The sequence below is a fragment of the Vagococcus fluvialis genome, assembly GCF_048815235.1.
In the GTDB taxonomy this organism is placed as follows: domain Bacteria; phylum Bacillota; class Bacilli; order Lactobacillales; family Vagococcaceae; genus Vagococcus.
The window spans coordinates 98,228-109,371 of record NZ_JBMEAO010000013.1 but is presented as its reverse complement, the minus strand read 5'-3'; the positions used below and the strand labels follow the sequence as shown (position 1 = coordinate 109,371).

The following is an 11,144-nucleotide window of genomic DNA, read 5'->3' as shown; positions in this document are numbered from 1 at the left end:
AGGAATAACTAACATCACTATTTAGATATTCTCGGACAACTTTATGCTTAAATTTATAGTTATACTTTGTCATAAAAATACACCCCTAAAGTTAGATTTTTTGGTCTAACTTTAGGGGTGCACTACAGTAGAAGATTTTTTTATTAATCAACCACTTACGCAAAACATTAAATAACAAATTTAAAATAAATAAATTTTTAAAACAACTTTAATAAAACGATTGAATCATACATATACCTATAATTTATCTATTTAGACAATGTCCGTCAAGTTTTATAACCCTAATACCAAATTTGTTCATTTAACATCCTATTTTCTGTTTACACAACCTTTACAAACGTTAAATATTCACGATACACAGTTATATCTAATTTTTCTAATGATAACCTAATCTAGGTAAACGCATACAACATGAACACTCGAAACAATATAATGAAAATTATTTATATTTATAATATAACAAAAAAAGAAGATTAGAACTGAGTTCTAATCTTCTTTTTTATTATTTTGATATTTCTTTGAGATATCCATAATACTTTGAAAAGTTTCTAATATTGATTCTTCATATTCTTCTTTTGTAACCATCGATGATAGATTACTAATGACTTCTTTTTCTCTTGATGTATCCAGTGTTGGGATATTATTTTCTTTTTTTATCCTGACAACTTCATCCACACAGACATATCTTTTTTCTAATAACTTTAAAATCTCTTTATCAATCTGATTAATTTCTTTTCTTGGTTTATCTAACACTATCTTTTTCCCCTTTTCTTATAATTCGGCAAAGAAAGTTTCTGCTGATTGTTTCACTAGCACGTGCGGCTCAAATAAATTAATTTCTTCATTGTTAACAACTAAAATCTGACTATTAGCATTTCGATAATCAATTAAACCACTAAAAGGATAGACTTTAAAAGTTGTCCCTACGATAACCACTAAATCGGCTTCACTTAACCACTTAATAGATGTTTGAATGGCCTCTTCTGACAGACCTTCTTCATAAAGAACAACATTAGGACGAATCATTCCACCGCAATTCTCATGAGAATAACCTTTTAAGTACTCTTCAGTTGTGACTGATTGCTGACATTTTAAACAATACAAATCATTTAAATTCCCGTGAAAATTTACTACACGTGAGCTACTTGCTAAATCATGAAGTCCATCTATATTTTGAGAAATAATACTAACCTCATGCTGATTTTCTAACTTTTTCATCACTTGATGAATGATATTTGGCTTTGCTTCTGGGTGATACAGTCCTTTAACAAAATCATAAAATTTTTCTGGTTCTCTCATTAAGCACGTATGACTTAGTAAGTATTCAGGATTTTCATGACCTTGATAGACACCTGTCATCGAACGGTAATCAGGAATACCTGAGGCAGTTGAAACACCTGCTCCAGTCATAAAAACAATTCGCTTACTATTTTTAATCAGTTCCATTCCTTCATTAATCAATTTTCTTCACCTACATTTCTTTTCTCTTATTGTAGCACTAGCCATCATAAAATCCTAAAATCGCAATAGACACAATAATTGCTAGTATCATAGCATATTGTTTACCAGATAATTTTTCTTTTAGAAAAATCCGAGACCATAATACTGAAACAATACTATATGAAGCAATCATCGGTGCGACAACTATTGCATTACTAGCAATCGCTCCAACATAGAAAAACTGTCCTGCAGTTTCAAAAATCGCCGCTAATCCTTTTGTTTTTTCTTTAAATAAAGACATTTTCTCTTTCTTCACTAATCTTAAATACAGCCACAAAATAATAGCAACAATCAAAAAAGTCAGTTCATAAGTCATATTAGCTTCTGATTCTGGTAATATTTTAGCGTAATCTAGATAGTAACCATCTAAAAAAGTTCCTAATCCATCAATAATACAATAAAGAATTGGAAAAATAATGGCTACAGCGCTTATCCGATATTTTTTTTCCACTACTTCACCACTGGCTGCAATCTCTTTATCCATTTCTTGTTTCTCAAAATAAGACAGCATAAAAATCGCTACTGAAATAATAGCTATTGCAATAAATTGAATCCAGACCATCTTAGTTCCCAAAATTAAAAAAGTTAATAAAGCACTTACTGCTCCTGAAGAATTACTAATTGGTGAGGAAATGGATAATTCAATATAACGTAACCCCACATAACCTAAAGCCATAGATAATATATACATGGAAGAAACTGGTAAGTAGGTTAATAAATAGCTCGGATGAAATTGAACTTTTTCATAAAAACCGTAATAGAAGATAGCGTGTATCCCCATTACAAGGCCTACCATAATAGTTGTTTTAATGGCACTGTGTTTATCTCTTTCATTATTTCCTATCTTATAGAATAAATCTGCCGTTCCCCAAGCAAACACAGCAATCAATGCGGGTATAAACCACATAATAACAAAACTCCCTTTAATTTCGATTTAGATACGAATCAAAAATAGCTCAAAAAAGAAAATACGTCAATAAAATTTTCATTTTTTCATGACTTTTCAATTTTTATGTGCTATAGTGGTCTACGAAGAACGAGAAGAACAATTAAATAAATAATCTAGAGGTTGCGAAAGATCATGACAATTAGTCGAGCATAAGGATGTGTTGACACTAATTACGAGGGGTTTTCGCCGAAATATCAATGAACTCCTTAATTCATTGGTGTTGGGGCCATGGTGAATAACTATGGCACTGTCTCAGTTACAAAACTGAGTTGCGCTATGATTTTAATAAATAATTTTTTATTTATTATTAAACCATCGTAGAAGCAACCTTTAGATAATAAGGTTGCTTCTTTTTTCGTATAAGAAAGGATTGAAAGTAAATGAACTCTCAAACACATAATAAGTTCAACCGTTTTTTCTACACCCTCCTATTAATGATTAGTAGCGTTATCACTTTAGGAACGATTACTTTTGCTGAAGATGGCACTTTTACAGTTGGAATGGAGGCTGGATATCCGCCTTTTAACTGGACACAAAAAGATGACAGTAATGGAGCAGTCCCAATTAAAGGTAGTAAAGAATTTGCCGGCGGTTATGACGTTGAGATTGCCAAACGCATTGCTGACGGACTAGGAAAAGAATTAGTTATCTTTAAAACTGAGTGGGATGGTTTACCTCCTGCAGTTACTTCTGGAAAAGCAGATGCCATTATTGCTGGTATGTCTCCTACTGAAGAACGTAAACAAACACTTGATTTCTCTGACTATTATTACAGTTCGCAACTAACGATTTTAGTTAAAAAGGACAGTCCCTATGCTAATGCAACTTCTTTAAAAGACTTTGAAGGTGCCAAAATAACGGGACAACTTAACACCCTTCATTATGGTGTTATTGACCAGATTCCTGGTGTGGCAAAACAAACACCAATGACTGACTTTTCAGCTATGCGTGTTTCCCTTGATTCAGGAAAAGTAGATGGCTATGTAACAGAAATTCCTGAAGGGATTACAGCCGAAAAACTAAATCCAAATTTCAAAATGATTCAATTTAAAGATGGCAAAGGTTTCCAAACAAGTGAAGCTGACAACGCTATTGCCATTGGAATGAAAAAAGGTTCACCACAAGTGAGTGAAGTAAATCAAATTCTAGCTAATATTTCTCAAGAAGAACGTGATCAGATTATGGATGACGCTATTAGCCAACAACCTGAAGTGGTTAATAATAAACCTTGGTATGTTTGGGTAAAAGATATTGCTACTGAAAATTGGCAAATGTTCCTTCGCGGAGCTGGTGTCACATTGCTTATTGCTTTAGTTGGTACTGTCGTTGGGACAACTATTGGGTTAGGTATTGGTATTTACAGAACTATCCCAACTCCAGAAAAAGCATTTCTACGTTTTATGTATAAATTAATTAATACATTGTTCTCAATTTACATTGAAATTTTCCGTGGAACACCGATGATTGTTCAATCAATGGTTATCTTCTATGGTTCAAAACAACTTTACGGAATCGATATGAATCCAATCACAGCTGCTCTCTTTATTGTTTCGATTAATACAGGAGCTTACATGACTGAAATCGTGCGTGGTGGTATTTTCGCAGTTGATAAAGGTCAGTTCGAAGCTGCCTCTGCCATTGGTATGACTCATTGGCAAACAATGAAAAACGTGGTTATTCCGCAAGTATTTAGAAATACATTACCTGCTATTGGTAATGAGTTTGTTATCAACATTAAAGATACGTCTGTATTAAACGTTATTGCTGTATCAGAGTTATTCTTTGCTACTAAAACGGTGGCAGGTGCTAACTTTAGATTCTTTGAAACCTTCATGATTACTTGTGTGATTTACTTTGTTATGACATTTACTGTAACTCGTATTTTAAGATACTTAGAAAAAAGATTAGATGGTGACGGTACATACGCACCATACGCTAACCAAATGCAAACCTCAAAACTTGAAAGAAAGGATGAGCGTTAATGACTTCATTTATTGATATTAATCATTTACAAAAAAGCTACGGAGATAATAACGTTTTAAAAGATGTTAATGTTTCTATTAAAGAAGGCGAAATTGTTACTATCATTGGGCCATCTGGTTCTGGGAAATCAACTTTACTACGCTGTATTAACTTACTAGAAAAACCAACAGGTGGAGAAATTCTTTATAAGGAAGAAAACATTTTAGCTCCTGGCTATAATCTTCCAAAATTTAGAGCCCACGTTGGAATGGTATTCCAACAATTTAACTTATTTGATAACCATGATATTTTAAGTAATTGTATGGTTGGACAGATTAAAGTATTAGGACGAAGCAAAGAAGAAGCTGAAAAAATTGCTATTGAAAACTTGGAAAAAGTTGGCATGAAACAATTTGCTCACGCCAAACCTTCTCAACTATCTGGTGGACAAAAACAACGTGTGGCAATTGCACGAGCAGTTTCTATGAACCCAGAAGTTATGCTTTTTGATGAACCAACTTCAGCCCTGGATCCTGAAATGGTAGGCGAAGTGTTAAAAATTATGCGCGAGTTAACCGAAACTGGGTTAACGATGATTATTGTTACTCATGAAATGAAATTCGCAGAAGAAGTTTCTGATAGAGTCATTTTTATGGATAAAGGTGTGGTTGCTGAAGAAGGCTCTCCCGATGCCATCTTCAACCATCCCACCAAAGAAAGAACTAAAGAATTTTTACAACGAATCATTGAGAGCTAAACAGGATAATCAATGGTTAATAGATAAGGATGACTAGTTAAGTCATCCTTATTTTTTTATACACAATTATCTTTAATAATTCAGAGGCAAAATAGCTCTTTATTAGTCCATTATACCTGTGCATAACTTTAGACTATCCACAAAAAGTTCTACACATTTTCAAAGCTGATTTAATCACTTTTCCAAAGGTTATGCACATTGTCCACAGAGTTATCCACAGTTTTTGCTATTTTTACCCACATTTACCATTTTGTCAAAAACTATTCACAAAATTATTTTTTTATTTTTCATTTTATTTATACCTAGGTTTAGCATTTTATTTTGATATTATTTTACAAAAAAAAATGACACAAACATTGATATAACAGCAACAGATAGATGAAAACGGTTAAAACAAACGCTCGTTCCTATTGACTTATGCCCTCAAAATTGCATTGATCTTCATAAAGTTATCCACACTTGTCCACAATTTTTGTTGATAACTCTTTTTTCCCCCTATAAATCACCTTTATACACTTTATCTTTCCACATTTCTTAGCTACAATAGATTTAATAGAAAGGAGAGAGACTTGTGGATATTAAACATTTAGATTATTTTATAACCATTGTGGAAAACAATTTCAATTTATCACGAGCTGCCACCATTTTACTCATCTCTCAACCTGCTTTAACTAAATTCATTAAAGAGTTTGAAGAGCAAGAAGATGTCTCTCTCTTCATCCGATCTAAAGGACGATTAATTGGTTTAACTCCTATTGGCAAAGAATTTTACGATAACGCTCTAGTGGTTTTATCTGAACACCAACAATTAATGGAAAGTTTACGCATCAATAAAGACACTATTAAGGGAACCATAAAAATTGGCATCCCTCCTGTCATTCTGACTGTTCTTTTTAAAAGAGCGATTCCCCATTTTATTATGGAAAATCCTGATATTCAGTTAGAAATTGTTGAAGCGGGTGCTTATGATTTACAAAAAATGCTACTACTTCAAGAAATTGATATCGCCTTTTTAATTGATCCCATAGACACACCTAACATCACTCATAAAACTGTGGTATCTGATGAAGCTGTGGTCATATTTAACGATCAACATCAGTTAAGCCAAGAAAATGACGCGATTAGTTATTCTCAATTAAGTAATGAAAAAATTCTCCTTCTAAATGATAGTTTTATGTTACATCATCAAATTAAAAAGAATTTTCGAGTAGCTGATGTGACTCCCTATGTCTTCTTTGAGTCTGGTGCCTGGGATTTGCTTGTTAGTATGTGTGAATCTTTAAATATGGTGACGATTTTACCAAAGCCTATTATTGCTCACTATCCGCAAAATAATTTGCTCTATAGATCCTTAACACCACCTCTTAAATGGACAGTGAATATTTGCCGTCTTGATAATGTACATCACAATCATTTAACTAAATACACAGAAAATTTTTTCCTAGATTTTTTTAATGAAGATACACAAGCAAAAAGAGATTAGCTCTAAAATAAGAGCTAATCTCTTTTTCTATTAAATAATAACCTCACTTGTCTAAATTGTGGGAAACATCTTATCAATATGGGGCTACTTATTTACTTCATAAAAAGTTGTTCTTTAAATAAGCAACTTGGCATTACTTTTAAATTAGGAGAAATTAATGGTTTAAAAGCCATTTGATTTAGAATATCTTTTTCTAACTCTACGCCTGGGCCAATTTCTATTAATTCAACGCCTTCTTTAACTAATTTAAAGACTGCTCTTTCAGTAACGTAATAAACTTCTTGACCATTTTTAATAGCTTGTTTACCACTAAAAGTTATCTGTTCTACTTCTTTAACAAACTTAGATTTTTTACCTTCATTTTGAATGACTAATTCTTCATTTATGATGTCTGATTTAAAACCACCTGCTGTAAAAGTACCACAGAAAACCACATGCTTAGTACTTTGAGTGATATTGATGAATCCACCACAGCCTGCGATTTTAGGGCCAAATTTAGAGACATTAATATTTCCTTCTTGATCACATTCTGCTAATCCTAAGAAAGCTATATCAATACCACCACCGTCATAAAAATCAAACATATAAGCTTGATCAATGATTGCGTCTGGCGATATGGCAGCACCAAAATCCATGCCACCTTGAGGAATTCCTCCAAAGCTACCAGGTTCAATGGTCGTTGTATACTTATCATTAACACCCTCTTCTGCTAAAACAGCCGAGATGACTTCTGGTACACCAATTCCATAATTAACAATTTTAGCTGTTTCAGGAATTAAGCATGCTGATCGTCTAGCGATAATTTTACGTTCATTCAATGGGTATGGTTGACCTTCTTCTTCTTTTTTACCTTTAGAAGAAACAAATTCCTCATTAAAAGCTGTTCCGTAAGTTTGCATATGATTATTTTCATCTGCCACCTCAACTATGTAATCCACTAATAACCCTGGAATTTTAACTATTTTTGGATCAAGATTTTCTTTTTTTCCTTTTACTTGGACAATGACGATACCACCATTATTTTTAACAGCTGTTGCTAATGAGGTACAACCTAATGTTAATACCTCTTCATCAAAAGCAATATTTCCTCGCTCATCTGCATAGGTACCTCTTAAGATCGCTACATTTGGTTTAACTAAAGAATAAGCTAATAATTCTTGATTATTGAAAGTCATTTTAGAAACTAACTCTTCCGTTGTGACTTCATTTAACTTACCACCTGTTATATCTGGATCAACAAAAGTCCCAATACCAACCTTCGAAAACAGATAGTCTTTTCCTGCAGCCATTTCTCTAAACATTTGAGCAATGACCCCTTGTGGGAAGTTATAGGCTTCAATTTTATTGTCAGATACTAGAGGTTGAAGTTTAGGAGATAATCCCCAGTGACCCGCAATTACTCTTTTTAATAATCCTTCTTTAGCTAAAAGGTTCATGCCTTTATCTTTTCCATCTCCAATACCTGCAGAGTAAAGTAATGTAAGGTTTTTAGGAGATTGAGATACTTCGTAATGTTCTCCGATTGCCTGATAAACTTCTTCTGCCGTTCCTGAACCAATAAAGCCTTCAATTCCAATAATATCCTCATCCTGTAGCAAACTTGGTACTTCGTCCGCTTTTATAAATTTGACACCCATCACATTTCCTCCTAAGGTTTTAAGGTAACTAATTCCTCAAAATCTATTTCATCCACTGTATTTCCATCTACTTCAAAACCGTTTAAATTTAAAAATTCTTTTCTAAATAAATCATATGAAGTTAAATCTGTTTTAAAGTTTTCTGGTGTTAATTCTGACATTAAGGCACTTACTTTTGCTTGTACTTTTTCATCTAACTCCCAGCTATCTGGACGTAAACGACCTTTTTCATCGTATTCTGATTTATTACCGTATAACATAGTTCTAAAAATACGATCTTTATGCATAATTGGTGTTTCATGAGTGCCTTCTTCAAGCATAACTTTGTATAAACAAATTAAATACTTCGGTAAAATTGGAATTACCACACTTGCTTTAGTTGTCACAGCTTTAGACACACATAAAATACTTTCACCCTTAATATCTTGTACTAATTCATTAATTCGTTTTGATGATTCTTCTGCTTGTTCTTTTGCTTTACCAAGTGAACCATCATGATAAAAAGCGTGAGTTGCATCAGGTCCAATGTAAGAATAAAGAATTGTTTTAAATCCTTCAGCTAAACAACCAGCTTCTTTTAATAACTCAATCCACCATTCCCAATCTTCGCCACCCATGACTTTAATAGTGCCTTCAATTTCTTCTTCCATAGCTGGTTCTATAACCTGAGTGAATAGTTCTTCTGTTTCAAGATTGATATTTTCACCACTAACAGTTTGTCCAATTGGTTTTAATGCTGAAGAATAAGTAATACCTGTTTTGTAATCTGTTCGTTTCGGTGCTGCTAAGCTATACACTAATAAATCAATCTGACCACCAAAAGATTCTTTAATATAAGCAATAACCTCTTCTTTCATCTCTAAGCTATAAGCATCACCAATGAAGTTTTTAGCAATTAATCCTTCTTTTTCAGCGAATTCTCTAAAGAAAATATTATTATACCAACCAGCTGTTCCTAACATATTTTCATCTCTTGGTCCTCTTTCAAAAGAAACGCCAATAGTATCTGCTCCACTACCAAATGCTGCTGTAATACGACTTCCTAAGCCATAACTTGATGAACTTCCTAAGATTAAAGCTTTTTTAGTTCCTTCATAAGTTCCTTGTTCTTTCACATAATTGATTTGATTTAAAACTTCTTGACGACATCCGTAAGGGTTAACTGATCTTGCTGCATTTCCTTTTAATTTCATTTCTACTTTCATTTTCCTTATTCTCCTTTTGGTGGAATCACTGTTGCTGTTCCACTAATTAATAGTTCACCATGTTGATTAACAACTGTTGTTTTTAATTCTGCTAAAATAAATTTTTTCTTATCAATTAAATTAATGACTTCGATTTCTGCTGTTATCTCATCATCAAAATAAATAGGATGTAAAAATTTAACTTCTTGCCCTAAATAAATAGTCCCAGGACCTGGTAAATCCATTCCTAAACACGCTGATATTAATCCAGCTCCAAGCATCCCATGAGCAATTCTTTTTCCAAATAAACTGTTCTTTGCATAATCTTCATCCATATGAGCCGGATTCATATCACTGGTTACCTGAGCAAACATTTCTACATCTTCTAACGTAATTCTTTTTGATTTTTTCGCTTTTTGGCCTACTTTAATTTGATCCTGAGTAACACTGGTATACGTTTTTAACATGATAAACCACTCCTATTTCTAAAGTTTGTTAAACATTGAACAAGTATAATTAAAAAAATAAGAAGTTATCTTCTTGATTGTTTTTTTATATCTCTTTCATGTCTTTATTATAAGACGTGTTATGTATAATTTCTAATACCAACTTTTCATATATAGTATAACTAAAAGTTATAGTAGGTGAAAATAAAAAGAGAACAACTTATTAGTCATTCTCTCTATTTTTTAAACCAATCTGTTACAAAATCAATAAACTTTTTATTGGATAGTGTTTTATTCAACGTTTTTCGCTCCACAAGTAATATTTCCCAATTACGATCTAAACTAATTGGATAGCTAACTAATTGAGGATTAGCATATTGTTCGACAATCGGTGTTGGTAAAATACTAATTGTATCCGGATTATGGCGTACCATATTAATTAATAAGTCCCATTGCTTACTTGTAAAAACAATATTAGGTTTTGCATTACGTTGTTTAAAGGCCGTCATAATAACATCATACAGTTGGAAATCTTCATTTAACGTTACCAATGGATGGTCTTTTAGTTCAATAATATCTTCCACTTTTTTCTGACTTAAAGGATTATCTTTGTTGATAACTATCGAAAAAGTACTCTCGGTTAGAGTTGTTTTTTTACACAATTCATTATCAAATGGCTCAATTAGAACGGCTAATTCGATTTCCCCGTGCATTAAATCATTGATTAAACGATTGGCACCAACTTCCAAAATATCTAACTCAATATCCGGATGTTGTAGCATAAAATTCGATAAAATATCGTAGAAATAAACAGATAATGTAACTGGTGGGATTCCAATTCTTACTTTTCCGCGTTTGTCATCTTTTAACTCACTTAACTTATCTTGAAAATCTTGAGCAGCTAATAAGAAGACTGCTAATTCTTTTTTTAACTCCACACCTTGGGGCGTAATTTTTAACTTTTTTCCAACTCGTTCAAAAAGTAATAGGTCATGTTCACTCTCAAATTCTTGGACTGCTTGACTCATGGCAGGTTGAGAAACAAAACATTTTTCTGCAGCTCGACTAATGTTCTCAGTAACTAAAACAGTATAAATATACTTTAATTGCTTTAAAGTTGATTTCATATTGGCCTCCACTGACTTCTTTTCTTAAGTGTATCTTATTTTAGTCACGATTTAAATACTACATAGAATAAAACAAGAGGCTGACCTAAATGGCCAACC

10 protein-coding genes and 1 riboswitch are annotated in these 11,144 nt (G+C 32.7%); of the genes, 3 read left to right on the top strand and 7 right to left on the bottom strand.

Annotated elements, in window-relative coordinates:
- Positions 1-486: 486 nt before the first annotated feature.
- The 3 genes from ACODH8_RS09760 to ACODH8_RS09750 are packed head-to-tail and all read right to left on the bottom strand — an operon-like array spanning position 487 to position 2,407.
- Positions 487-753 (bottom strand): chorismate mutase, encoded by a 267-nt coding sequence (locus tag ACODH8_RS09760; protein ID WP_332465720.1) that lies wholly within the window; start codon positions 751-753, stop codon positions 487-489.
- An 18-nt stretch (positions 754-771) separates the two neighbouring features.
- Entirely contained in the window at positions 772-1,446 is a 675-nt protein-coding gene (locus ACODH8_RS09755; protein ID WP_332465752.1) for an NAD-dependent protein deacylase, read from the bottom strand.
- A gap of 52 nt (positions 1,447-1,498) precedes the next feature.
- Positions 1,499-2,407, bottom strand: a complete 909-nt coding sequence (locus ACODH8_RS09750) for an EamA family transporter (RefSeq protein ID WP_332465719.1) — start codon at positions 2,405-2,407, stop codon at positions 1,499-1,501.
- Positions 2,408-2,555: 148 nt separating this feature from the next.
- A riboswitch (Lysine riboswitch) is annotated at positions 2,556-2,734 on the top strand.
- Positions 2,735-2,829: 95 nt separating this feature from the next.
- Here ACODH8_RS09750 and ACODH8_RS09745 point away from each other — a divergent pair.
- From ACODH8_RS09745 to ACODH8_RS09735, 3 genes are all read left to right on the top strand, one after another.
- Positions 2,830-4,431 carry an ABC transporter permease subunit gene (locus tag ACODH8_RS09745; RefSeq protein WP_332465718.1) on the top strand — a complete coding sequence of 534 codons (1,602 nt, stop codon included), beginning with the start codon at positions 2,830-2,832 and terminating at the stop codon, positions 4,429-4,431.
- Entirely contained in the window at positions 4,431-5,168 is a 738-nt protein-coding gene (locus tag ACODH8_RS09740; RefSeq protein ID WP_332465717.1) for an amino acid ABC transporter ATP-binding protein, read from the top strand. The genes ACODH8_RS09745 and ACODH8_RS09740 overlap by 1 nt, the downstream gene beginning before the upstream one ends.
- 571 nt (positions 5,169-5,739) lie before the next feature.
- A complete protein-coding gene (locus ACODH8_RS09735) occupies positions 5,740-6,651 on the top strand; it encodes a LysR family transcriptional regulator (protein WP_332465716.1) in 912 nt (303 codons plus the stop codon).
- A gap of 92 nt (positions 6,652-6,743) precedes the next feature.
- On the opposite strand, the gene ACODH8_RS09730 is transcribed toward ACODH8_RS09735, so the two are convergent.
- The 4 genes from ACODH8_RS09730 to ACODH8_RS09715 all read right to left on the bottom strand — a co-directional run bounded on the left by ACODH8_RS09730 (position 6,744) and on the right by ACODH8_RS09715 (position 11,045).
- Entirely contained in the window at positions 6,744-8,288 is a 1,545-nt protein-coding gene (locus tag ACODH8_RS09730; RefSeq protein WP_332465715.1) for an acyl CoA:acetate/3-ketoacid CoA transferase, read from the bottom strand.
- A gap of 11 nt (positions 8,289-8,299) precedes the next feature.
- Positions 8,300-9,493: an enoyl-ACP reductase FabV gene (gene fabV / locus ACODH8_RS09725; protein ID WP_332465714.1), complete on the bottom strand. Its 1,194-nt coding sequence runs from the start codon at positions 9,491-9,493 to the stop codon at positions 8,300-8,302.
- A 5-nt stretch (positions 9,494-9,498) separates the two neighbouring features.
- On the bottom strand, positions 9,499-9,939 hold the full coding sequence (locus ACODH8_RS09720; RefSeq protein ID WP_332465713.1) for a MaoC family dehydratase: 441 nt from the start codon (positions 9,937-9,939) through the stop codon (positions 9,499-9,501).
- 215 nt (positions 9,940-10,154) lie between these two features.
- On the bottom strand, positions 10,155-11,045 hold the full coding sequence (locus tag ACODH8_RS09715; protein WP_332465712.1) for a LysR family transcriptional regulator: 891 nt from the start codon (positions 11,043-11,045) through the stop codon (positions 10,155-10,157).
- Positions 11,046-11,144 lie beyond the last annotated feature (99 nt).

Bases quoted from the DNA above. Each gene is read 5' to 3' on its own strand.
- ACODH8_RS09755 (WP_332465752.1), bottom strand. From the start codon at position 1,446: ATGGAACTGATTAAAAATAGTAAGCGAATTGTTTTTATGACTGGAGCA.
- ACODH8_RS09750 (WP_332465719.1), bottom strand. From the start codon at position 2,407: ATGTGGTTTATACCCGCATTGATTGCTGTGTTTGCTTGGGGAACGGCA.
- ACODH8_RS09745 (WP_332465718.1), top strand. From the start codon at position 2,830: ATGAACTCTCAAACACATAATAAGTTCAACCGTTTTTTCTACACCCTC.
- ACODH8_RS09740 (WP_332465717.1), top strand. From the start codon at position 4,431: ATGACTTCATTTATTGATATTAATCATTTACAAAAAAGCTACGGAGAT.
- ACODH8_RS09730 (WP_332465715.1), bottom strand. From the start codon at position 8,288: ATGGGTGTCAAATTTATAAAAGCGGACGAAGTACCAAGTTTGCTACAG.
- fabV (WP_332465714.1), bottom strand. From the start codon at position 9,493: ATGAAAGTAGAAATGAAATTAAAAGGAAATGCAGCAAGATCAGTTAAC.
- ACODH8_RS09720 (WP_332465713.1), bottom strand. From the start codon at position 9,939: ATGTTAAAAACGTATACCAGTGTTACTCAGGATCAAATTAAAGTAGGC.
- ACODH8_RS09715 (WP_332465712.1), bottom strand. From the start codon at position 11,045: ATGAAATCAACTTTAAAGCAATTAAAGTATATTTATACTGTTTTAGTT.